The 23,934-nt window shown below is 52.4% G+C and carries 20 protein-coding genes; 16 read left to right on the top strand and 4 right to left on the bottom strand.

The window, feature by feature from the left end:
- The first annotated feature begins 278 nt into the window (after positions 1-278).
- The 7 genes from ACO0LF_RS24585 (at position 279) to ACO0LF_RS24555 (ending at position 6,917) form a co-directional block, all read left to right on the top strand.
- Positions 279-791, top strand: a complete 513-nt coding sequence (locus ACO0LF_RS24585) for a DUF1269 domain-containing protein (protein ID WP_423018832.1) — start codon at positions 279-281, stop codon at positions 789-791.
- Positions 792-920: 129 nt separating this feature from the next.
- A complete protein-coding gene (locus tag ACO0LF_RS24580) occupies positions 921-1,655 on the top strand; it encodes an ABC transporter ATP-binding protein (RefSeq protein ID WP_423018830.1) in 735 nt (244 codons plus the stop codon).
- Positions 1,655-3,208, top strand: a complete 1,554-nt coding sequence (locus ACO0LF_RS24575) for a putative ABC transporter permease subunit (RefSeq protein WP_423018828.1) — start codon at positions 1,655-1,657, stop codon at positions 3,206-3,208. Before ACO0LF_RS24580 ends, ACO0LF_RS24575 begins: the two co-directional genes overlap by 1 nt.
- Positions 3,209-3,259: 51 nt before the next feature.
- Positions 3,260-4,501, top strand: a complete 1,242-nt coding sequence (locus ACO0LF_RS24570) for an efflux RND transporter periplasmic adaptor subunit (protein WP_423018826.1) — start codon at positions 3,260-3,262, stop codon at positions 4,499-4,501.
- A complete protein-coding gene (locus tag ACO0LF_RS24565; protein ID WP_423018824.1) occupies positions 4,501-5,256 on the top strand; it encodes an ABC transporter ATP-binding protein in 756 nt (251 codons plus the stop codon). The genes ACO0LF_RS24570 and ACO0LF_RS24565 overlap by 1 nt, the downstream gene beginning before the upstream one ends.
- Positions 5,253-6,476 carry an ABC transporter permease gene (locus tag ACO0LF_RS24560; protein ID WP_423018822.1) on the top strand — a complete coding sequence of 408 codons (1,224 nt, stop codon included), beginning with the start codon at positions 5,253-5,255 and terminating at the stop codon, positions 6,474-6,476. The genes ACO0LF_RS24565 and ACO0LF_RS24560 overlap by 4 nt, the downstream gene beginning before the upstream one ends.
- Before the next feature lie 45 nt (positions 6,477-6,521).
- Positions 6,522-6,917 carry a YccF domain-containing protein gene (locus tag ACO0LF_RS24555; protein WP_423018820.1) on the top strand — a complete coding sequence of 132 codons (396 nt, stop codon included), beginning with the start codon at positions 6,522-6,524 and terminating at the stop codon, positions 6,915-6,917.
- Positions 6,918-6,997: 80 nt separating this feature from the next.
- Here ACO0LF_RS24555 and ACO0LF_RS24550 read toward each other — a convergent pair whose 3' ends face one another.
- A complete protein-coding gene (locus ACO0LF_RS24550) occupies positions 6,998-7,654 on the bottom strand; it encodes a thiol:disulfide interchange protein DsbA/DsbL (RefSeq protein WP_423018818.1) in 657 nt (218 codons plus the stop codon).
- Positions 7,655-7,957: 303 nt separating this feature from the next.
- Between ACO0LF_RS24550 and ACO0LF_RS24545 the strand changes: the two genes are divergently transcribed.
- From ACO0LF_RS24545 to glpD, 3 genes are all read left to right on the top strand, one after another.
- A complete protein-coding gene (locus ACO0LF_RS24545) occupies positions 7,958-8,461 on the top strand; it encodes a hypothetical protein (RefSeq protein WP_423018816.1) in 504 nt (167 codons plus the stop codon).
- A 140-nt stretch (positions 8,462-8,601) separates the two neighbouring features.
- A complete protein-coding gene (locus ACO0LF_RS24540) occupies positions 8,602-9,735 on the top strand; it encodes an SMP-30/gluconolactonase/LRE family protein (RefSeq protein ID WP_423018814.1) in 1,134 nt (377 codons plus the stop codon).
- Positions 9,732-11,270: a glycerol-3-phosphate dehydrogenase gene (glpD, locus tag ACO0LF_RS24535; RefSeq protein WP_423018812.1), complete on the top strand. Its 1,539-nt coding sequence runs from the start codon at positions 9,732-9,734 to the stop codon at positions 11,268-11,270. Before ACO0LF_RS24540 ends, glpD begins: the two co-directional genes overlap by 4 nt.
- A 27-nt stretch (positions 11,271-11,297) precedes the next feature.
- Here glpD and ACO0LF_RS24530 read toward each other — a convergent pair whose 3' ends face one another.
- Positions 11,298-12,191, bottom strand: a complete 894-nt coding sequence (locus ACO0LF_RS24530) for a LysR family transcriptional regulator (RefSeq protein WP_423018810.1) — start codon at positions 12,189-12,191, stop codon at positions 11,298-11,300.
- A gap of 102 nt (positions 12,192-12,293) precedes the next feature.
- Between ACO0LF_RS24530 and ACO0LF_RS24525 the strand changes: the two genes are divergently transcribed.
- The 4 genes from ACO0LF_RS24525 (at position 12,294) to ACO0LF_RS24510 (ending at position 15,864) form a co-directional block, all read left to right on the top strand.
- Positions 12,294-12,500: a DUF1127 domain-containing protein gene (locus ACO0LF_RS24525; RefSeq protein ID WP_423018808.1), complete on the top strand. Its 207-nt coding sequence runs from the start codon at positions 12,294-12,296 to the stop codon at positions 12,498-12,500.
- A 194-nt stretch (positions 12,501-12,694) separates the two neighbouring features.
- Positions 12,695-13,558 carry a DUF1700 domain-containing protein gene (locus tag ACO0LF_RS24520; RefSeq protein WP_423018806.1) on the top strand — a complete coding sequence of 288 codons (864 nt, stop codon included), beginning with the start codon at positions 12,695-12,697 and terminating at the stop codon, positions 13,556-13,558.
- Between the two features lie 56 nt (positions 13,559-13,614).
- Positions 13,615-14,418, top strand: coding sequence for a head GIN domain-containing protein (locus ACO0LF_RS24515; protein ID WP_423018804.1), 804 nt, complete (start codon positions 13,615-13,617; stop codon positions 14,416-14,418).
- A gap of 339 nt (positions 14,419-14,757) precedes the next feature.
- The gene (locus ACO0LF_RS24510) at positions 14,758-15,864 is read left to right on the top strand and encodes a substrate-binding domain-containing protein (protein WP_423018802.1); all 1,107 of its coding nucleotides are present in this window, start codon (positions 14,758-14,760) and stop codon (positions 15,862-15,864) included.
- 166 nt (positions 15,865-16,030) lie between these two features.
- On the opposite strand, the gene ACO0LF_RS24505 is transcribed toward ACO0LF_RS24510, so the two are convergent.
- Positions 16,031-17,197, bottom strand: coding sequence for a diguanylate cyclase domain-containing protein (locus ACO0LF_RS24505; RefSeq protein ID WP_423018800.1), 1,167 nt, complete (start codon positions 17,195-17,197; stop codon positions 16,031-16,033).
- Between the two features lie 107 nt (positions 17,198-17,304).
- Here ACO0LF_RS24505 and ACO0LF_RS24500 point away from each other — a divergent pair, with 107 nt between their 5' ends.
- Together ACO0LF_RS24500 and ACO0LF_RS24495 are read left to right on the top strand one after the other, a co-directional pair.
- Positions 17,305-18,579, top strand: coding sequence for a TIGR03862 family flavoprotein (locus tag ACO0LF_RS24500; protein ID WP_423018798.1), 1,275 nt, complete (start codon positions 17,305-17,307; stop codon positions 18,577-18,579).
- A 260-nt stretch (positions 18,580-18,839) separates the two neighbouring features.
- Positions 18,840-19,775 (top strand): 2-hydroxyacid dehydrogenase, encoded by a 936-nt coding sequence (locus ACO0LF_RS24495; RefSeq protein ID WP_423018796.1) that lies wholly within the window; start codon positions 18,840-18,842, stop codon positions 19,773-19,775.
- Here the strand turns inward: ACO0LF_RS24495 and ACO0LF_RS24490 are convergent.
- Entirely contained in the window at positions 19,762-23,664 is a 3,903-nt protein-coding gene (locus ACO0LF_RS24490; RefSeq protein ID WP_423018794.1) for a rhodanese-like domain-containing protein, read from the bottom strand. The two genes, ACO0LF_RS24495 and ACO0LF_RS24490, sit on opposite strands and share 14 nt — an antisense overlap.
- Positions 23,665-23,934: the final 270 nt, after the last annotated feature.

The raw sequence follows: 23,934 nt of genomic DNA, 5'->3' as shown, positions 1-23,934 counted from the left end.
TATTCAGGCTATGCCCGGACAGGTCAAGTGAATTTTTATCGATTTTTGTGGTTTATGCGCATGAATGAACATAAAAACCGAGAGTAATTTGTCATTTGAATTTTGTCCGGGATTGTCTATAAAGAGAGGTAAGGCAGTTGCGCATCCTGTCGGTCACCTTAAAAACCTGTTGACGATCTTAGGGTTGCTGATGCTTGCTGTCTTGTCCCCTGACCATGGTGGTCACCGCGATATCTTCGCAACTGCCTCAGTGCTTTCTTACCTCAATGGAGATAGTCATGAGACGCAGACTGTATTTCATGTTGCCAGACCTGGGTAGTGCCAGGGCTATGCTGGACGAACTTTTACTCGCACGTATTGATGAGCGACATATGCATTTTTGTGCGAGGGAAGGCATGCTGCCCCCGGATATGCCGGAAGCGAATTCTTTCCAGAAAACCGATCTCATACATGGCGCTGAAGTGGGTATGCTGATCGGTGGCATAGCGGGTTTGCTGGCGGGCGGTTTGTGGCTGATCTTCCCTCCTGAAGGTATGGAAATGCGCATACTGGCAGTGCTGGTATCTGCCATAGGCGGCTCCCTGTTTGGCTCCTGGGCCTCGGCCAAGGCGGCCAAGGCCATACCCAGTTCCAGCCTTCAGCCTTTCATGGATGACATAGAAAACGGCAGAGTCTTGTTGATGGTGGATGTGCCCTTCAAACGCATAGCAGAAATCCAGCAACTGGTCAGCAATCGCCATCCAGAAATTCGCTTTGGTGGTGTTGACCCACATGTGCCGGTGTTCAGTTAATTCCGGTTTTCTCTGTGCCGGCAGCCTGGCCTTTTCGGCCAGGCTGCCTTATTTTTCCTGAAAAACGGCCTGCTTGCATCCACGCCAATTCGGCATACAATGACTGGTTTTTAAACAACATTGCCGAAAATGATAGCTACTGCTTTGGAGTTGCAAGCGCTTTGCAAGAATTTTGGTCGTCCTGCTGTTGAAAACCTGAATCTCACTGTGCGTCGTGGTGAGTTATATGCCTTGCTGGGGCCTAATGGCGCAGGCAAGACCACCACCTTGCGCATGGTGGCAGGCCTGATTTCGCCAGACAGTGGCAGCATACGCATACTCGGGCAAGAACTGGCTGCCGACCCGGCGCTGGCCAAGAGCAAGCTGGCTTACCTGCCTGACGACCCCATGTTGTATAACAAGCTCAAGCCTTTTGAGTACCTGGAATTTGTCGCCGGTCTGTGGGGCGTGGCCGCCGAAGTTGCCGAACCCAAGGCCCGTGAATTACTGGAATGGCTGGATTTGCTCAAGCATGCAGATGAACTAACCGAAGGTTTTTCGCGCGGCATGAAGCAAAAGCTGGCACTGGCCGGTGCCCTGATCCATCAGCCTGAACTGATTATCCTCGACGAACCCCTGACAGGCCTGGATGCCGCAGCAGCACGGCAAGTCAAGGATGTCTTGCTGAACCATGTCAAACAAGGCGGTACCGTCATCCTGACTACCCATATACTCGATGTGGCAGAACGCCTGGCCGAACGCATAGGCATCATACAAAACGGCAAGCTCATCGCCGAAGGCACACTGGAAGAATTGCGCAGCCAGACCAGCCAGGCTGCGGGCACGCTGGAAGAAGTTTTCCTGCAATTGACGGAACCTGCATAATGGCACTCTGGCAAAAATTAAAACCAGGGACTGCGGCCTGGTTGCTGATGCATGAATGCCGTCTGGCTTTTTATGATATGGGCGACAGCAAGCCTGGTCACAAGGCCGCACGAGGCATGTCGGTTTTTGGCATGTGGCTGATAAGCCTGATGTATATTTTTGCGCATATTGGCATCTGGTTTTTCATGCGCAAGATGCCGCCGCTGCAAGAGGCGTTACCTGCACCCTTGCTGATGGGCGCTGGCATGGTCATGCTGGTGCTATTGAGCTTCATGCTATCGCTGGGCTTGACGCGCAGTGTGCAGGCTTTGTTTGAGCGGGGTGATCTGGATTTGCTGTTGTCTTCCCCCCTGTCATCAAAAACCATTTTCCAGGTCAGGCTGACTGGCATTGTTTTCTCGGTCGGCTTTTGGTTTTTTGCCTTGCTGACGCCAGTGGCAAATGTAGGTTTGCTCTTGGGGCAATGGCGCTGGCTGGGTATCTATCCTGCCTTGCTTGCCATGACTGTTTTGGCCGCAGCCCTGTCCATGTTATTGACGCTGACCCTGGTAAAAAGCCTGGGCGTACGCAAGACCAAGACCGTGGCGCAAATCCTTGGTGCACTCACCGGTGCCAGCATGTTTATCATTACCCAGCTATTCGGCAACCTCGGCAAGGAAATGCGTGAGGGTGTACTGCTGCATATCATGCCCTGGTTCCAGCCTGGTGGCGTGCTGGATGCAGATAGCCTGGCGTGGATACCAGCCAGGGCTGTGTTTGGATCACCGCTGGCTATCAGCGGTTTCCTGATTTTCAGCGGCTTGATTTACTGGTTGACGGCGCAATCCACCCATCGCTTTTTTATTACGGGTGTACAGCAGGCAGTTGGCCAGGTACGCAAGGCGACACCGGCAAGCCAGGGCAGCGCGCAGCATGCCGCCCGTTTTGGCCGCAGCTTGCGTGCCACCATCATTTTCAAAGAATGGCGTCTGATTTCCCGTGACCCTAACCTGATATCGCAGGTACTGCTGCAGTTACTGTATATCGCTCCCCTTTTCTTTTTGATTTTCAAGTCCAGGTCCCTGGTGCCTGGTGTTGCCTCGGGCCTGGTTTTTCTGGCAGCTTCCCTGGCTGGTTCACTGATCTGGATCATCGTTGCTGCTGAAGATGCACCGGACCTGCTGCGGGCCGCGCCAGTCAAAGGCCATATCATCCTGACCAGCAAATTGCTGGCCGCGATTTTACCCATACTGATATTGATTGCACCTGTCATGCTATGGTTGCTCGTGCAGCAATTTGTGCTGGGTTTTGTGGTTGTGCTTTGCGTTCTGGCTGCCATGCTGAGTTCAGCATTGATACATCTGTGGCAATCCAAGCCAACCAGCCGGGATCAGTTCAGGAAGCGTGGACAGACACACACGATGGCAGGTTTGCTGGAGGCCTTAAGCAGTTTTGCCTGGGCTTCCTGTGTCTATGTAGGCAAATTATATGGCTGGTGGGTGCTGGTATCCATCCTGGTTGCCATACTGGCCCTGGCGATAGCCTGGTTTTCCCGTATTGAACGAAATCTTTAATATCCAGTCTATTGGTCTATTGTTCACCTCACAATTTGGAATACTTCTACCATGCCTGTATTCACCAAGAAACGCGTTTTTGTAGCCATTGCCGTATTGTTGGTGGGCGGCGCTACCGCCATGTACTATCAAAAAGAAAACGGCAAGGCCAAGGAAGAAGAACCCAAATACAAAACCGCGGTAGTAGACAAGGGCAATATCACCCAGACTGTCACCGCCAGTGGCACGCTCAATCCGGTGGCATTGATCAATGTAGGCTCGCAAGTATCCGGCACCGTGGTGGAGTTGAAGGCGGACTTCAATGACCGCGTCAAGCAAGGGCAGGTCTTGCTCAAGCTCGACCCCACCATTTTCAATGCCCAGATCAAGCAGAGTGATGCCAGCCTGGCATCGGCTGAGGCATCAAAACGACTGGCCCAGGCCACGCTGGAACGTAACCAGAAACTGGTTTCGCAAAACTATATTTCCGGCACAGCTATGGACCAGGCCAAACGCGAAGTCGAAGTGGCGGATGCGAATATCAAACTGGCGCGTGCGCAACTTGACCGCGTCAAGGCAGACCTGAATAACAGTGTCATACGCTCGCCCATCGATGGCGTCATCATCAAGCGCACTATCGACATGGGGCAGACCGTGGCAGCCTCTTTCCAGACGCCTAACCTGTTCCAGATTGCCCGTGACCTGACCAAGATGCAGATCGATACCAGCGTCTCGGAAGCCGATGTTGGTTCCCTCAAAGATGGCTTGCCTGCCCGTTTCGTCGTCGATGCCTACCCTGACCGTGAATTTGAAGCCAAGTTGCGCCAGTTCCGTTTGGCAGCCAATGTGCAACAGAATGTGGTGACCTATAACGTCGTGCTGGATGTCGATAACAAGGATGAATTACTGAAACCTGGCATGACGGCGCAAGTACGCCTGGTGGTTGGCAGCCGCGAAAACGTGGTGCGCATCCCTACTGCAGCGCTGCGTTATAAACCTAGCGAAGAAGAGCAGGCCAAGGAAGCCAAGGCGCTCAAGGACAAGGAAAAAAATTCCAGTGGGCCAGCCACCGCCTCAACTGCCGCCAGTACCAATCTGCCAGCACCTGACATCGATGATGACGTGGCCTTCCGCACCAAAAAAGACCTGACCCGCACTTTCAAACTTTATAAACTCGATGACAAGAACCAGGCCAGGACGGTGGATGTCAAAATCGGTTTGTCGAATTTTAAATATACCGAAGTTATTTCCGGAGATTTGAAACCTGGTGACAAAGTCATCACCCGCGCACTGGATAAAGCCGGGGTACGCTGATGAGCGATACCCTGATAGCTATACGCCAGGTCAGCAAGAGTTATTTCTCTGGCGGCGTAGAAACCAAGGTCTTGCACGGCATCGATGTGCAGGTGCCGCGTGGTGACTTCCTGGCCGTCATGGGCCAGTCCGGTTCCGGCAAATCCACGCTCATGAATATACTCGGTTGCCTGGACCAGGCCAGTAGCGGATCATATTTGCTCAATGGTGTCGATACCCTGAGCCTGTCGCGTGCTGAGCTGGCAACCATACGCAACCGTACTATCGGTTTTGTATTCCAGAGTTTCAACCTCATCAAGCGCATGAGCGTGGCTGAAAACGTTGCCCTGCCCCTGATCTATGCCGGTGTAGGGCGAGACAAGGCACACAAGAAGGCGCTGGTGGAGCTGGAGAGAGTAGGGCTCAAGGATTATGCCAAACGCCTGCCCAATCAATTGTCTGGCGGCCAGCAACAGCGTGTGGCGATTGCTCGTGCGCTGGTGGCTGATCCTCCATTGATCTTGGCAGATGAACCTACCGGTAACCTCGATACCCAGACCAGTGAAGACATCATGCGCTCCTTGCAGCAATTGAATGCAGATCGCGGCATCACCATTTTGCTGGTCACGCATGAGCCGGATATTGCAGCCTACAGCAAACGCCTGGTGCGCCTCAAGGATGGTCATGTTTTATACGATGGCCCGGCAGCAGAAGGCTTGCGCCAGCTGGCCGCCTCGCATGCTGAATACTCAGAAGCACAGGGAGGTAGCAAATGAATTTCCTCCAGGTTTTTATAGAGGCATTCCGTTCCATGAATGCCAACCGCTTGCGCACGGCCTTGACCATGCTGGGCATTATCATCGGCATTACCTCAGTCGTCATGATGCTGGCTGTCGGTGAAAGCGCCAAGAAATTCATCGCCAAGGAGCTGGAAGTATTGGGCAGTAATCTGATGATCATCTCGCCCGGTGCCAACCGTACCCAGGGGGTACGCGCACGTACTGGCACTGCGCCATCACTGTCCGTTGAAGATGCGATGGCACTCAATGACTTAAGCAGCCTGAATGGCGCTGCACCTGCCTTGCAGGGCTTCTTCCAGCTGACGGTGGGCAATGATAATTCCAATAATGCCGTGCTTGGTGTCACGCCAGAAATGTTCAAGGTGCGTAACTGGAAAGTCGATCAGGGCAATGAGTTCAGTGATTCCGACATCCGTGGTGCGGCACGCATGGTCATCATAGGCAAGAAACTGGCAGACCAGTTTTTCTACAAAGACAACCCCATAGGTCAGTTCGTGCGCATAGACAATGTGCCTTTCCAGGTGGTGGGCGTCTTGCAGGGTGAGGGTCGCATGTTTGATGGCGGTGATCTTGGAGAAATGGTGCTGATCCCGATTACCGCTGCCCGCGCGACCCTGATGCGCAGCCCTTTCCCGCGCAATGTGCACTACGTGGTGGTGCAGGGCAAGAGCGACAAGCAGTTGAAGGATGCAGAAGAAGATATCAAGGACATGCTGCGCGACCGCCACCATATCAAGTCCGGACAGGAAGATGATTTCCGTATCGATAACCTGGCTTCCATCGCCGAAACCGGTGCCAAGATCAGTGCCGGTCTGGCCGCCATGCTGGGCGCGATTGGTGCCATTTCACTGATAGTGGGTGGCATAGGCATCATGAATATCATGCTGGTATCCGTCACTGAACGTACCCGCGAAATAGGTATACGCATGGCGATCGGTGCCAAGCCACGCGATGTGCTGTTGCAGTTCCTGACGGAGGCGGTAGTCATTTGCCTGGTCGGCGGCATCCTGGGCATTTTGCTGGCCATGGCGGGTGCCGCAGCGATTACCTCCACCGGTAAGCTGGAAGTGATTATCGGCCTGCAAGCCATGGTGGTAGCCTGTGGTTTTGCCAGCTTTGTCGGTATCTTCTTTGGTTTTTATCCGGCTAGACGTGCCTCGCGTCTCTTGCCTGTGGATTGCCTGCGCTATGAGTAAAGCGGCAATGAATTCAAGGTGCCGGTCTGATTGAGAAAGTAAAAAATGAGTTTATTAGGCAATATATTGTGGTTGATCTGTGGTGGTTTCCTGACTGGCCTGGGGTGGTGGCTGGCGGGTCTGATCGCTTTTCTTAGCATCATAGGCATACCCTGGGGGCGTGCCTGCTTTGTCATAGGGCAGCTGAGTTTCATGCCTTTCGGCAAAGAGGTCGTCAATCGGGCGGATATCAGTGGACAGGAAGACCTGGGCACTGGTGCACTGGGTATGATAGGCAATATCATCTGGTTCATCTTTGCCGGTCTCTGGCTGGCCATCGCCCATTTGCTGTCAGCGCTGTTTTGCTTTGTCACCATCATAGGCATACCGTTTGGTATTCAGCATCTGAAACTGGCAGCCATTGCCGTGGCGCCCATAGGCAAGGCTGTGATTGATACATAAAGACGGGGGGCGTTGCAAGCAATAATAAAAAAGCTCAGGTCTTGGAAACCTGAGCTTTTTTGTATGAGAGCGAAATAAATTTATTTCTTGCTCTTGGCCATCAAGCCTTCCAGTACTTGCATAGTCGCCTGGTATAACTGATCGCGTGTAATGTTTGGATAGGCTGTGCCTATCATGGAGGGATTGGTCAGGAAACGGCCATCCACGACAAAGGTCGGTGTACTGTCAACCTGATAACTGGATACCAGCTTGGACAGGTTTTTCAGTTTGCTGATGACGGTGAATGAATTATAGAAACTCAGGAACTTGGCTTTGTCCAGGCCATTCTTGACTGCCCAGGCAGTATTTTCATCATCACTGGTCAGGCGGGCTCTTTCTACATGCCAGGTCGCCAGTACTTTGGCATGCAGACTGGTTTCCAGATTCATGGCTTCCAAAGTCAGGAACAAATGTGCCTCAGGATCTTTTTCGCCTGTCAAAGGCAGATGGATACGACGAAAGACGATATTGTCGCCCTGTTTTTTTACCCAGTCATTGACGGTGGGTTCCAGTGCATAGCAGGCTGGGCAGTGGTACATGAAAAATTCTATGATTTCTATCTTTTTCCCTGTGGCCTGTGTGGCTTGTGGTGTTTTCAGGCTGATGAAGTCAGTGCCTTCTTTTGGCGCAGCGGGAGTGGCAAAAGCAGTGGCAGAGATCAGGCTCAGGGTGATTAGCAGTAGGCGTAAGAGGCGCATGGGTTCCTTTAACATGAAGCAAAACAAGTTGCCGAGCTTACCAGTATTTTCTCAATCTGGCAGGCCTGGTATCGGCGAGATGGACTTTAGACCAAGTGCAGGCCAGATTGTTCATAGGTTCGCACTATAAATCGCCACATATTCATGAAATATCTTTAAATGCAGATGCAAATAGCAAGAATTTTGCGCAAAAACTTGCAAGCGCCCGATATTCGTAGAAAAATGAAGCAGGAATCACTGTCATCAAGACAGTTTCCGCAGCAGCAATCACCCTCAGCTAGCCCAGCCATTGGAGCCTATGCAATGATGACCGTGCCCATCGTGATTGATTTCGAAGCCTCAGGCTTTGGCAAAGGTAGCTACCCTATCGAGGTAGGTTTTTCGCGTCGCCATGGCGAAGGCTGGTGCACGCTGATACGGCCCGAGGCCGACTGGCAGCACTGGGACATCCATGCCGCACGCATCCACCGCATACCCCGTGAGATCCTGGTGGAAAGAGGCAAGTCTGCCAATCTGGTGACTGAACAATTGAATACCTTGCTGGCTGGCTTGACGGTGTATACCGATGGCTGGACCCAGGATTATGTCTGGATGGCGCGTCTGTATGATGCTGCTGACAGGGTGCCCAATTTCCGCCTGGCGGATTTGCGCGAAATCATCACGCCACAGCAAGAGGGTTTATGGCATGCCACCAAGCACCAGGTACAGGAAGACTTGAATATTTCCCGCCATCGCGCCAGCAATGATGCCCGGATTTTGCAAATGACCTGGTTGCGCACCTATGATGCCGTGCGTTGCCCTGGCTGAATGCCAGGTCAGGTTTTTTCTGCTTCATTGCAACATCTCGTAAAATAAATATCAAATTATCATTCGGACAGTGCAAAATACAGAATTGCCTGGGATGCACTATGTGTATCCGCCTGCGGCCTTGAAATGCGAGGAGATGAGTGTTGAAGAAATGGATCTTACGCCTGCTATTGCTGGTACTGGCCCTGCTGGCGATCCTGGCTGCCTATCTCTTGCTGGCACCTGTACCCATCAATCCCGTGGCCTGGCAGGCAACACCCTTTGCCGGTTATTCGCCACCGCATGCGCGCAATGAAAAACTGGCGGCCCTGAAAACCATAGAAATAGGCGAAGAAACCGGCCCCGAGCATATCGCCATAGGCCCGGATGGCAAGTTGTATGCTGCCGTAACTTCCGGTGCTATTCTGCGCATGCAGGCCGATGGCAGCCAGCGCGAAGTCTGGGTGAATACCGGTGGGCGGGTACTGGGTTTCATGTTTGATGCCGCGGGCAATATGATCGCGGCTGATGCTTTTCGCGGCATACTCTCGATTTCCCCCGACAAGCAAATCACTGTCCTCACTGACAAAATGGGCGATAGTCCGATTTTATATGCTGACGCCGTCGTGGTTGCCAAATCTGGCAAGATCTACTTCACCGATGCCTCGCAACGTTTTGGTGCCAGGGAATCTGGCGGCACCTTCCATGCCAGCGTGCTTGATATTCTGGAGCATTCGGCCACCGGGCGAGTGCTGGAATATGACCCGGCCAGCAAACAGACGCGTGTGATCGCTGACGGCCTGTGCTTTGCCAATGGCCTGGCACTCAGTGCCGATGAGCAAAGCCTTATCGTAGCTGAGACTGGGGAATACCGTATCTGGAAAATAGCAGTCACTGCTGAGACCTTGCATATCAAAAACAAACCAGACAAAAAACTGGCCAGTATCCTGTTGCGTGACTTGCCCGGTTACCCAGACAATCTCATGCGTGGCCGTGATGGCCGTATCTGGCTGGGCCTGGCCAAGCCGCGCGGCGCTGCCATCGACAATATGGCAGAAAAACCCTGGCTGCGCAGTCTGACCCTGCGCCTGCCGCGTGTCCTGTGGCCAGTGCCACCCGCCTACGGCCATGTGCTGGCTTTTAATGAAGCTGGCAAAATCCTGGCGGACTTGCAGGACCCTACCGGCCTGTATCCAGAAACCACCGGCGTCACCGAGACCGAAGACCGCCTGTATATACAGAGCCTGCATGCGCATGGCATAGGCTGGTTACCGAATCATCTGGTTAAAAAATGATGAGCAAGCCAGCCATGCAGGAAGTCGATGTACTCGTCATCGGCGGCGGTATCAACGGTGCAGGCATAGCCCGTGATGCGGCCGGGCGTGGCCTGAGCGTACTCTTGTGTGAAAAAGATGACCTGGCCTCACATACTTCATCGGCATCGACCAAGCTCATCCATGGTGGTTTGCGTTATCTTGAATATTATGAATTTGGCCTGGTGCGCAAAGCCTTGCAGGAGCGCGAAGTACTCATGCGCTCTGCCCCGCATATCATCAGCCCCCTGCGCTTTGTCATGCCGCATGATCAAGGCCAGCGCCCGGCCTGGATGATCAGGGCAGGCTTGTTCCTGTACGATCATCTGGCCAGGCGTGAATTGCTGCCCGGTGCTGAATCCCTTAATTTGCAAAAGCATATTGCTGGCCAACCCCTGCAGGCAGATTTCAAGCGTGGTTTTGCCTATTCCGATGGCTGGGTCAATGATGCCCGGCTGGTCGTGCTGAATGCCATGCAGGCAGCAGAAAAAGGGGCCACCATCATGACGCGCACCCGTTGTGTTTCTGCCAGGCGGCAGGATGAGCACTGGCTGGTGCAATTGCAAAAGCCTGATGGCAGCATGCTGATGGTACAAAGCCGCAGCCTGGTGAATGCCAGTGGCCCCTGGGCTATCACTACCCTGCAACAAGTCTTGCACCAGGGCGCAGCACAGCACTTGCGGCTGATCAAGGGTAGCCATATCGTCGTGCAGCGTTTATTCCATCATCCCTATGCCTATATTTTCCAGCATCCCGATGGCCGCATCGTCTTTGCCATCCCCTATGAGCAAAACTTTACCCTGATAGGGACGACCGACCTGGATTACCAGGGTTCGCTGGATGAGGTTGCCATCAGCGAAGATGAAGTGGCCTATCTGTGTGCATTGGCAAGCCACTATTTTACCCAGGCCATCAGCCCTGCTGATGTCTTGTGGTCTTACTCTGGCGTGCGCCCGCTGGTGGAAGAAACAGTGGAGGCGGGCAAGGAAAAGGCCGCCGCCCTGACCCGTGATTACCGCCTGGAACTCGATACGGCCGGTGCGCCAGTGCTGCATGTCTTTGGTGGCAAGATCACCACTTACCGCAAACTGGCGGAAGAAGCCCTGTCCATGCTGGCACCTTTGCTCAACAATGCCAATTCCGCCTGGACTGAGCATGCATGCCTGCCCGGTGGTGATATTTATGCTGAGTCACCAGAAAACCGCGCCGTCACGCAATTTCCCTTATTCATACAGCAATGCCAGCTGCAATATGCCTGGCTGCCACCGCATCTGGTGGAGCGCTATGCCCACGCCTATGGCAGCCGTATCCATGTCTTGCTGAAGGACAGGTATTCGCTGGCAGACATGGGTGAGATGCTGTTGCCTGGTTTATATGAAACTGAAGTGGCCTATCTGGTCAAACAGGAATGGGCCTGCAGCGTTGAAGACATACTCTGGCGTCGCAGCCGCCTGGGCTTGCATTTGCAGGGTGAAAATACTGGCAGGCTGCAAGCCTGGCTGGAAAAAAAACGCTAGTTTCTCGCCTTGGCGTGTTGCGTTGCCTTATTCCACCTGCCTGAATAAATCCAGTACCTGTAATAAATTGCGCGTTGCGCCATCGATAGCGGGCAGGGGCCGGTGGGCAATTCCTATATGACGCATCAGGCTCGGCTTCAAGGGCAAGATCTGGGTGTTGGGATGCATGCCAGCTGTTTCTGCATGGTCCATAGGTAATACGGCAGCACCATAGCCCGCGCTGACCAGGCTCTTCATCGCTTCTGTGTAATTGAGCTCTATTTTTGCCCGCGGTGAATAACCTGCTTCGGCAAACCAGGCCATGGTCAGGTGATACATATGGGTGCTGGGTTCATTGAAGATCAGTGCTTGTTGGGCCAGCCATTCTGGCGTAATGCGTTTTGGTGCTTGCCAGCGCGTCGGCAGGAAGGCCATCATGGGGTCGCTACGCCAGTGGCTGATCAGGATGTCGCGTACCGGTACTTGCGGTGTCGCTACCAGGCCTATGTCCAGGCTGCCCTGTGCCAGGCGCATCATGGTTTCGCCAGATCCCAGTATGCTGACTTCGACATCGATACCAGGATAATTCTGCCCCAGTTTGTCCAGCACCTGCGGCAAAATGTGCACCACGATGCCGGTGGATGTTCCCAGGCGCACCCGGCCTATCCCACCTTGCACCTGTTGCCTGACCAGCTTCAGTGCTTCATCGGCATCCCGTAACAAGCGCCGCCCGCGTTCTGCCAGCAAGGCACCGGCAGCAGTGGGCAGCACACGCTTGCTACCACGTATCAATAAGGCGGCATTGATTCTTGTCTCCAGCTCGCTGATATGCAGGCTGACAGTAGGCTGGGCCAGATGCAGGGCCTGGGCAGCAGCAGAAAATGTACCCAGGTCTATGATGGAAATCAAAGTCTTGAGTTGGTCCAGGCTGAGTTCTCTCATGGCGGCTTATCAGTTTTTCTGATGATATGGATCATAAAATGTAACTTCACTAATTTTAAGCCAAATAGCATCATGGTGCTCCATCATCAGGGAGTAGCGTAAATGTGGCAGCTATTATTGGATAAGTTAAGATTGGGCCTGCGTTTGTCTGGCAGCCGGACAAGATCAGATCATGCAGCCTGCCAATTGGCGGCAATGAGTGATCTGGAGTTGCGTGATCTGGGCGTAGGGCGCAGCGAGATACCCGCTTTTTCCAGCCAGGTAGCATCACCTCGCGGTGAGGATATCCAGTGGGGCAATCGCCTCTGAAGTAGCATGTCTTTCTAAGCAGTCTAGATGCTAAATTAATATCCACGCTTGTTGCTGGCAGCAATATAGCTGTGCTGCCTGTCCGCAGCTTTTGCAGTTTATCCCCAGAAATTTGCGCACTGTCGCAAGTCTGTAGCCTCATTCCTGGCCTTTGCTTATTCTGAGCATACCAAATCAAAAAACGGGAGATGGCTATGAACAAGACTGCATATATGAACGCGCTGCGCCTGGCACTGGAGGGCTTGCCTGCTGCAGTGATAGAAGAAACCATGTGGGCTTATGAAGCCAAATTTGTCGATGCCATGGTGGCAGGCAAATCTGAAGAAGAGATTGCTGCCGGTTTGCCAAAACCTGAACTGGTGGCCGCCCAGAAAAAAACCAGTACGCGTTATCAGGCATTAAAGAGCAATTTCAGCCTGGGCAATATCGCTGGCTTGCTGGTCGCCCTGATAGGCTTGATGATTTTTAATTTGTTCATGCTGATACCCGCGGTGGTTTATTTCAGTCTCTTGTGTACTGGCTATTTATTCGCTCTGGGCATGTATGTCGCTGGCATAGGTATCACGGCCGCGAGTTTGTCTGGTGTCGATCAATTCAGTTTCGATGTGCCTGTCGGTCAACATCATATGCATAGGCACCGTGAAGGCAAGTTCATGAAAAATCATAATGTACGCGTTGATGTCTCAGAAACCGGCATCCAGATAGATGGTGAAAAACTCAAGGATGCTGAACAATCTGCTTCCAGCGTGAGTGTACCGGCTACACCAGCTGCATCAGCAATAGTAAGTGCAGTAACCCCTGTTACACCTATTGCACCAGTAACACCGGTAAAGCCAGTGACACCAGTAAGCACGCAAGCTGAACATCATTCAGACAGTTTGCATATAGAGCTTGGTAATCAATTTTCCGGCACCAAATTACTGTCAGGCCTGGGTTTGCTGCTGGGGTCGATAGCCTTGATGATGCTGAGTATGTTCCTGACCAAATATACCTTCATAGGCTTTAAACATTATTTACGCTGGAACTTGTCACAATTGCAGCTGGGTTATGCAGTTTGACTATCTGAAAGCAGCAGCAAACCTCTTTAGTTTTTGTTTAGTACCAGGAGAAAAAAATGAAAAATATCATACGCACAGGCATAGGCATGCTGGGTCTGGCGGTCGTGCTGACCGCATCCAGTGTGGTCTTTATCCGGGCCCATGCCAGCACGGTAGTCAGCGCAGGTTCAGCAGCCAGTGAAGTTCGCCCGGTGAATGCATCCATCGTCAATATCGTTCTTACCGGGCCGATAGACCTGACCCTGAAGCAGGCGACGACACCAGAATTGCTGGTCAAGGGCGATCCCAAACTGGTCTCCAAAATCATCACCAGGCTGGAAGGCAATACGCTGTATATAAGCACGCGTGGCATCTATATTTCGGTAGGAAAGACCGAGCAAAGCAAGATAGAACTGAGTTTGCCGAATCTGGAAAAGCTGCAGTCTTCAGGCAGTGGCGACGCCAGCGTCAAGGGTTTCCGTGGTAATAAGCTGGAATTGCTGGTACAAGGCTCGGGCAATGTCAGCCTGGATGGCGAGTATCAACAAGTATTTGCCAATGTGCATGGTAGTGGCGATCTGGCTCTGGGCCTGGCCAATAGCGATGTGCTTGAACTCAATGTCCACGGTTCTGGAGACAGCATCATCAAAGGACAGGCCAAAACCTTCAATGCCAAATTGACAGGCTCGGGGGATTTGAATGCCTCTTCATTGAAAAGTGTGCAAGTCAATTTGAATTCCACAGGGTCTGCTAATAGCAGAATCTTTGCCAGTCAGGAGATTAAGCTGAAACTCATGGGTAGCGGTGATGTCCATGTCAGCGGCAATCCGGCAAAACGCAATGTAGAGCGTATGGGTTCCGGTGAGATCCGCTGGGAATAGAGAAATAGGCCGATATTCACCGTATTTGCCCTTAAACATGCGCAATTTGGTGCAAATTAAACTGTTGTTAATTGGTTCGTCATAGCAAGTGTTGCTCAAAGGAATGAAATTTTCCATAAGAAAATCTTTTCTATGGAAAATTTTATTCCTTTTTTTATTGTTTTTTTAATTTAATATTCCGCGCAGGCTCCTTGGTGTTGAAACTCTATTTATTTGACAGTTTTTTCTGCAATAATCATTGCGCAGTTGTAAGTATTTGTTTCAACCATGAATTAAAGTTTGTATGAATTGAAGTTTTTGTCACTACAGATTTTTTACCAACCTGACCAGCCAAGAATCATGACTGCTACTAAAAGTAAGTGCCTGACCGTATTGTTTGTTGTGTTCAGCTTCATCAGCGCTGCCGCCGCGCAAGAAAACCCCATGCAGTTTCTCAGTCGCGCCAACGCCAAAGTGGCCAGGGCCGCGTCTTTGAAGAACCGTTGGGAAGGTCCGGCTGATGGTCCGCAACTGCAAAAGAAAAAGAAAATTATCTTTATTGCAGCCGATTTGGGTGATGCGGGCGTCAGTAGCATATTTAATAGTGTGCGTGAAGCGAGTACCGGCGCAGGTTGGGAAGTTTTACCCATCAATTGTCGTGGCCGCTGTAATCAGGGGGCATCCATTATCAGCCAGGCCCTGGATATGAAGGCTGATGGCATCGTCCTCGCCGGTGTTGATGTAGGTAGTCAAAGCAAGGGCATGGCAGCAGCTGCCAAGGCCAAGATCCCAGTGGTGGGCTGGCATGCCTCGGTAAAAAATGGTCCTACCGATGGTTTGTTCACCAATATCACGACCAATCCCAAAGAGGTCGCGCAAGTGGCGGCCCTATATACCGTAGTTGAATCGAATAACAAGGCTGGTATCGTGGTGTTCACCGATTCCACCAATCCTTATCTGCTGGCGAAATCCAGTGCCATTGTTGAAACCATACGTCAGTGCGAAGGTTGCAAATTACTGAGCCTGGAAGACGTGCCCCTGGCTGATGCCAATGTCAAGATGAAGGGCGTGGTAGAAAACCTGGTCAAGCGCTTTGGCAACAAGTGGACCCATGCGATCGGTGTCAATGACTTTTATTTCGATTTGCTGGAAGTGCCTGCCACCGCTGCCCTGATCACCGGTAACAAGCTGGTCGGTGTGTCTGCCGGTGATGGTTCCCCGACTGCATACAAGCGCATACGTGCCAATAGCCTGCAATCCGGGTCCGTGCCTGAACCCTTGTCCATGCAAGCCTGGCAAATCGTCGATGAACTGAATCGCGCATTTTCAGGTGCAGAACATAGTGGTTTTATCGGTGCGCCACATCTGGTGACGGCACAGAATATTGCTTATGATGGCGGGCAAAAGAATATGTTTGAGCCTACCAACGACTTTCGGGCGCATTATCAAAAATTCTGGACAAAATAAGTCTGATTAAGCTACTGCGCGGCGTGATTTTGGGCCTGCGATGCTCGCCGTACTAAAGTACGACTGCGCTTCTTAACCCAAACTCACGTCGCTCGCTACGCTTACTCAGACCTATTTGATTCCTACAAATTATGAAAAGCCGGATTTCCGGCTTTTGTTTTTTTGTTTATACCCTTTGGGTGACTGCTGCCAGGATGTTTTCCGGGACGGATTTATCTATGTACATGCGCTGGTCGGCGACTTGCATGAGTTTGTCGGCGCTGCGGCCGTCAGTGGGGAAGAGGGCGCTGCCCAGTGCGGCCTGGATGTTGATGGTATGGCCTTGTATGGTGCAGGGGCCTTCAAGTATTTTTTTCAGACGTAGCAGGGTGCTGTCGAGCTGGGCTTCCTGGTTGACGCCAAAGGTCAGCGCGACAAATTCATCGCCACCTATGCGGCCTACAAAATCGGCATGGCGGCAAAAGCTTTTTAAACGCCTGGCCACTTCTTTAAGCAATAAGTCGCCCGCCTGATGGCCAAACCTGTCGTTGACGGATTTAAAATGATTCAAGTCTATCAGGATGAAACCAAAGCCTTGCTGGTTGCGGGCGCTCTGGGCGATGGCCTTGTCCAGCATTTCATCGACATGGCGGCGGTTGGGCAAGCCGGTGAGCACATCTTCCCTGGCCATTTCCAGTATGCTTTTTTGTGCCCTCAGATTGCAGCAGACACTGACGCCATACGTCCAGCCCAGCAGGCATAGCACCACGATCAGGTAAATAAAATTGAGCATGGGGTGTTTTGCCAGCTCTGCATTGTTGCTGGAAATGAAAGCCAGGTGCCAGCGCATGAGAGACCCTAGCGCCATGAGGATGAGCGATATCGCCCCTATGCCCGCGGCCAGCAAGTCAAGATCGCGGGTTTTCCAGATCAACACCATAGCGGTACCCAGCATCAGCGAGGCAGCAATGACATCATGGAACAGATAACGGCGTATCATGTCGTCCCGGTTGAGGAAGGCCAGCAGAATAAATGCAGGGATCAGTAGCAGGCCCCAGCGCCACCGCACTTGTGAGGGGTAACCGCGAAAACGCAAGGTGCCTTCCAGCATCAACAGGGTCGTGGTCAGGGTCAGCGAATTATTGAAGGCCACTATCAGGGACATGGGAATATCGATGACAGGGATGAGGCGTATCAGCAGAAATGCAGGGGCGACCAAAGATGCGGCGGCCGCCCACACGCCTGTGCCGGGTATGTCACGGTTGATATGCCAGACCGCCAGCATGACCAGCATGGAAATCACGCTGATACAAGCGACGACTAAATCCAGCGTAGCACGATCCAGATTGACCATAGGGATACCTGCTTATCACTCCTGATGAATACAGACAGATACAATGGAGCTTTGTGCCCATGTCACATGCGGGCACAATATGCAAAATCATATTATGACGCAAACTTATGCAAAAAAAAGCGAGTAATTCTCATCAGTCCCAGGCTGGCAGCGTGGCCATCATCGGTGGTGGCCCGGCAGGTCTGATGGTGGCCGAGACCCTGGCCCTGAGAGGGATAGCTGTCGATTTATACGATGCCATGCCCTCGGTAGGGCGCAAGTTTTTAATGGCTGGCAAGGGGGGCATGAATCTCACACATTCTGAAAATTCTGTCTCTTTCATGACACGTTATGCCGAACGCGAAGCGCAACTGGCACCCATGATAGAAGAGTTTGATGCCGCTGCCTTGCGCGACTGGGCCAGCGGTCTGGGTATCGCCACCTATGTAGGCAGTTCTGGCCGGGTCTTTCCGGTCGACATGAAGGCTGCCCCCCTGCTACGTGCCTGGTTGCATCGCCTGCGCCAGCAAGGTGTGCGCTTTCATATGCGGCATCGCTGGTTGGGCTGGGATGAGGCAGGGCAATTGCGCTTCGCTACCCCTGAGGGTGAAATCAGCCAGCCCGCGCTGGCCCAGGTATTTGCTCTGGGTGGCGGCAGCTGGGCCAGGCTGGGGTCGGACGGCGCCTGGGTACAGTTATTACGACAACGCGGCCTGGACGTGGCTGACTTGCAGCCAGCCAACTGTGGTTTCGATATCGCCTGGACCGATTTTTTCAAAGACAAATTTGCTGGACAACCCTTGCTGACAGTCGCAGCCAGGGTGCACGGCAGCGGGCAGGCCATGCGCAAGGGCCAGTTTGTCATCACTGATAGTGGAGTAGAAGGCAGCCTGATTTATGCGTTATCCGCCAGTTTGCGCAAGCAATTGCAGAGCCAGGGCAAGGCGGTGCTGGAACTGGACTTGTTGCCGGATACGCCATGGGAAAAAGTGCAGGCTGAGCTGGAACACCCACGGGGTTCGCGCTCTTTATCCAGTCATTTAAAGAGCCGCCTTGGCCTGGATGTGCTGAAAACCAGCTTATTACATGAATGCCTGAGCAAAACCGATTTTGCACACAGCAGCATATTGGCAGCGGCCATCAAGGCCTTGCCCGTCGTGCTGACAGCCACCCGTCCTATCGATGAAGCCATCAGCAGCGCCGGTGGCCTCTGTTTTGAGGCATTGGATGGCAATTTGATGGCGGTGCAACATCCTGGTTTGTTTTTTGCCGGAGAAATGCTGGACTGGGAGGCACCTACCGGCGGTTACTTGCTGACAGCCTGTCTTGCCACTGCCAGAACGGCAGCGCGTGGTGTCGTGCAATGGCTGGAGGATAGTGCTCACCGCGGCGAGGCATCTTAAGCTGCCGAAAAATCGTTTTTCCCTGACGATCACGCAGACAGGAAAACACTATTTTATTTCCCGTTTTTGGAGCGCTGGATGCGGTAGATTTTTTCTGCAAACGCAAGCAAGCGCTGTTCTTTTGCCATAGTTAAGTTGATAGAATGCGGCACCGCTCAGTGGTTGCAAGCGATTGCATGTGAGTGGAAAAAGGCCGGAATTTTTTTCAGCCCCCGTTTTACTACCCTAGCCCAGGCTCAGATAAGCCCGCCCCTTCATGTATGGATAAACCAAATGTCACCCTCTTTGCCGCCAAGGGCAGGGATAGTCTGAGCACAGCTCAGTGCGCAGCACTGGAAGCTGTAGCGCAAGTCAATTATCAATCCGTCCTGCATACCTTGCCAGAAGCAGAACTCATTGCGCATTGCAGTTCAGCCCACTATATTGCCCTGACCCGCAGGGTAACAAAGAACTTTGACAGTCGTATGATCGAACAACTGCCACAGTTGCGCGGCTTGTCCATTTATGCCACGGGCAGTGAATGGATAGACGTCGAGGCTTTGCAGGAACGCGCTATCCGCTTCACTTATCTTCCTGATTACTGCCTTACTGCAGTGGCGGAGCATACCCTCGCCATGTTGCTGACGTTTTCGCGCAGGCTGCACTTGAGTGACAGGATTGCCAGAGATGAGCTTCCTAAAACAGTCTCCATACGTGGCTGGGAATTGGCGGGTAAAAAGCTGGGCATCATAGGCATGGGGCGCATAGGCCAGCGGGTTGCCAGCCTGGCGTCGGCATTTGGTATGGCGGTCAGCTATATTGATCCACAAGTCCCGGCTGTACCCGGCTTCCAGGCCCTGGCATGGGACGATCTGCTGGCGCAGTCAGATGTCCTGGTCCTGACGGCCAGCATGGATAGAAAAAATCCCATCGTCCTCGATAACGCTGCCATTGCCAGGATGAAAAACGGAGTCTATGTCATCAATACAGCAAGGGCAGATATGGTGGACAAGCATGCCATGCTGCATGCCCTATTGAGCAAGCAAGTGCATGGCTATGGCGTCGATGACTATGTCTTTTCGGATCAGGAGTTGGCGCAACTGGAACACGGGCGTGTGCTGCAAAGCGGGCACAGCGCCTGGTATTCCAATGAAGCCATGCAGAGAGGCACAGATATGTGGGTAGACAATCTGCTCAAAATGATCAGGGAGCCGTAAGACTGCTATTGACACTGACACGTCCATCTTCATGCAAGACCAGCTCATCGCCCGTCTTGATGACGGACAAGGCACCGCTGACAGAGAAGATCGCAGGCAAGTCAAATTCCCTGGCCATGATGGCTGAGTGAGATAAGCGGCCACCAGTTTCGCAGACCACACCTGCCGCCCTGGAAAACCAGGATACCCAGGCTGGGTTAGCGGTGGCAATCACCATGATTTGTCCTGGTAAAAGCTGTGCGGCGTCGGCAGGATCGTGCAGGATGATAGCCTTGCCACTGAGTTGGCCGTTACCAGCGACACGTATGCCGGACAATTGCCCGGCATGGCTGTGTTCACCCCTGGCGGGTGGTTTCGCATTACTTGAAAAATCCATTTCCTCCAGTGCAAGGAGGGTGATAGCTGGTTCCAGCTTGATTTCCTGGAAGGCTAGCTTCTTCAATCTTTGGCGGCGTATATATTCTTCTTGTTCTGCTGACAAAGGCAGGGTGAGTTTGGCAAGGTCAGCAAAGCTGAAATCAAAAATCGCCCCCTGCAATTGCCAGCGCTGATCCAGCTCCAGCATGAGGCGGCGTATTTGTGCCAGGGCACGCATGCATTCGTGTTTGGCTTGTTCTTTCAAGCTCAGATAATGGCGTGCACGCATCACGGTAGTTGCGAGCATGCTAGCAGGAAGTACAGGCGCTGGTGTGATGGCTGGCAGTGTTGCTGGTAATTGGGAAAATTGCTGTAACAGACCCTCGGCCAGTTCATATTCTCTGGGCTCTGATAATTCAAAATCATGAGCAGCGCGGTGTCCAAACTCCTGCAAATAATCTGCCAGGCTGCTCACACCATTGCGTATCGCGACACGCATTTGCAGTGCCCGCATATCTGGCAATACCTGCTCAGAACGTAGATAGCTGCCTGGTGCCAGACCTCGTTTCTGCAAAGTTTTTCTGGCAGACTGATCGTATAAGCTGGCGACTGTCGTCATCACTTCTGCTTCTACATAAATTTCCTTGATGAATTCTTCCTGCCAGTTGGCCAGTAATTGTTGCAGTTCAACGGTTTGCAAACGGCTAAAATCCAGTGCTGCGCGCAAGCGCATTTTTTGCTGGAATGCAGGCAGGAATTCTTGTGTAAAAGCCTGGGCCAGCAAGTCCGCTTTGCGTGCCAGGCCTAACTGGCTGAGCAGGCCAGGACTAGACTGATTCGCTGAGCTGGTTCGCAGACGGCATGTCTGCCCAAAGGCAGTCAGCCATGTTGGCATGGCAGTTTCATCATATGCCAAACCCAGCCTGCGCCAGGCCAGCTCCACCGAGCCACCTGGCTGGTGTATGGCTTGCAGCAGACTCAGGCTGGCGGCGCTGGCCTGGGGTAATTCTGCTGTCACATCATCCTGCACCAACATGGCGGTGGCTGGAATTTGCTTGAGCAAACCTGCCCTTTCCATTTCCAGCAAGGCTCGCTGACTGTCGCCATCAATAATGCGGCGGGTAATCGTACGTGCCTGCAAGATATGGAATTGCCCGTCCATATATGCCCACTCTATATCTTGTGCTTTACCCGCCAATTGTTCTATTTTTTTTGCCATCTGCCATAGCGTGTGCAGCGGCAGGATGGTCGTGGCCTCATCCAGTAAGTTGCCACTAATGCGGCTCAGGCGCAAGCTGATGGGTCTATCTTCGCCAGCAACAACGGCGGCCTTGCCCCTGGCCATTTCTATCAGCATGCAAGCACTATGCTGGGGATGCTCAGTAAATAGCACCCCTGCGTACTCAGGCTCCAGCATCGCCTGCACGATCACCGCACCGGCGATTGATGCGGTCGGAGATGGTGAACCCGCCTCACTATACGAGCGGCAAACTTCATCTATGGCGGCAGGCAATTCACTTTTGCTGACATCCAGGCGCGTGAGATAGCGCCCGGCCTGACTTTGCCTGTCACCATCCTCGCCGGCGGCGCTACTGCGGACAGCAAATTTCTCTAATTTTTCCATGCCCATCTGGCTTAATGCCGTCCACAATTCTTCCCGTACTTGTGTCTTGATGTCGGTATCGTCTGATTGCCAGGCAGAGGCATCAATCAACAAGCCCGTCGGGACTGGCAAGCCTGCCAGTAGCATGCGGCTGAGCGCATAGGCTTTTTGACCATGCTGAGCTGATTGATCATCGTGGAGTAATGAGAAGACGTATTTTTGCTGCAACGCTGCTGTACGCTTCTTCTTCAAATAAAACCAGCCGTTTTGCCAGCTTTGCTGTATTGCCAATAACAGCAGTGACACCAGGAGATACAAGTTAACCGCGGCTGACAGCATCCACAACTGCCAAACCAGCAAGGCACATGAGGCGATGATGACAGGCCAGCGCCACCAGGATTTTTTACGCAAAAATCCGGCGAGATAACAAGCCATGACCAGTCCCGACAGCACAGGCAGGAAATGATAAGGGCTAGCCTGCGCCCAGGCCGCATAAGGATGTTTCGTACCTGCATATTGCTGCGTCATATCGTGAACAGCGAGGATGCATCCAGCGGTGATAATCAATGGGACCAGGCTCATGAAAAAATCCAGCCAGGGCCGCACACCCGCACGCTTCTGTGCGCGGCGCCAGGCTTGCTGCAAGCCTGTGGTGTCCGCGCCATACCATGCTTGCAAGCGCAGACGCTCGCTTTGCAATTGTTGCATGCGTAGCCGGGATTTTTTTTGCGCGATGGAAAATGGCAGGGCCAATAAACGCGCTACCAGCGCCAGCAGGATGATGGCGAAAGCCAGGCCACCCATCCCCATCGCCATTCCCGCATAAAGTGTCCAGCGCGGTGCAACGCCCAGGTAATGCCATAGTTTTTGCCAGTTGCGCTGCCATGCTGAAGTCTGCAGACGTTTAGGGATGGGATACTCTTGTGGCAAAGTATAGCGACCACGAAAATCTGCGCCTTGATTCATCAGGCGCAAGCCAATTACTTTACTGTAGAAGCAGCTACGGTTCTCATAGCAGGCAGCAATAATCGGCACATGTGGTAGCGCATCCAGAGCCAGATTCAGTGCTGCCGTTGGTGCTTCACGTACAGGAATATTAATGGCATCCGGCAAATGCTCAAGCGCAAATTCTTCTGCCGGTCGTACATCGATAAATCTTGCTCCGTGCTCTTTGACAAGTTTATCTACCTCCTCAGTTTCCAATAACACTTGATCATTCTTGTAGCTCGGCAGTAATTGCAAGCCCGCTTCAGATTTGCTTTGCATGCCTTCCATGGGACGTTTTTCTGCCACCCATTTGTTATATCCACCTTCCAGAAAACGACAGGGCAGGCCTGCGGCTGCCAGGCTGGAGCAAATTTCACCGCTACGAAAACCTGCATCACAAACCAGTACATTGCTCACATCACTGCGCAGCAAGTTTTTATTGGTGCTCAAGAGATCGGCATAACGACTGTGCAAGGCTCCAGGCAAATGGCCAGAAGCAAATTCTTCAGGTTCACGGACATCGATCAACTGGTATTTCTCTCCATGTTCCAGCCATGTCTGAAATTCAGGGCGACTGATTTCCAGTTGTTTTTGTATAGGATGGGTAGGTGGTGAGGGGCGCAGTATATTGGTTTGCAGACGACGCGCTTTTTGACTGGACTCAGTAAAATATTGCCAGGCATTCAGACACAGTGAGACCAATAGCAAGACAGCCAGGATGCTGCTGAATATGGAATTATTTTTCACTGGCGGAGACTGCAATTTTCTCCTGACACCCAACCAGCCCAAACCCAGACTGGCACCCAGGACACCCAGGAGTTGCGCACTACTGCCAAGCAAGCCTATCACCAGGTCCGGTGTTGGAAAAGCAAAAGCACTTGCAGGCAAGAGTATGAGCGTGGCGAACAGCCAGAGTTTGTTACCGTGACTAAAGCGGGACATGAGCGTGTAGTGAGTTGATATTAACAGCAGGCTTTATTTGGGCCCTGGACTGATGGACATTATTTGGAAATCATTTACTGACAATATGGCAAAAATTGCCAGCCATCCCATCAGACAGCAATTGGTTTGGCATTAAATGCTCACATCGTCCATGGTTTTACCTCAGCCTGGCAGGCATTATTGCATAGGCTGACAATGTGAAAAACTGCTAATTCAAGTGGATGGAAATAGTTTCTGCTGGAAAGCATGGAAGTCGGTACAATAATAATT

It is taken from the genome of Undibacterium sp. Di27W (genome assembly GCF_049340345.1).
Taxonomy (GTDB): Bacteria; Pseudomonadota; Gammaproteobacteria; order Burkholderiales; family Burkholderiaceae_D; genus Undibacterium.
Note: the sequence above shows the minus strand (reverse complement) of the source record. Positions and strands in the feature narration are given on the sequence as shown.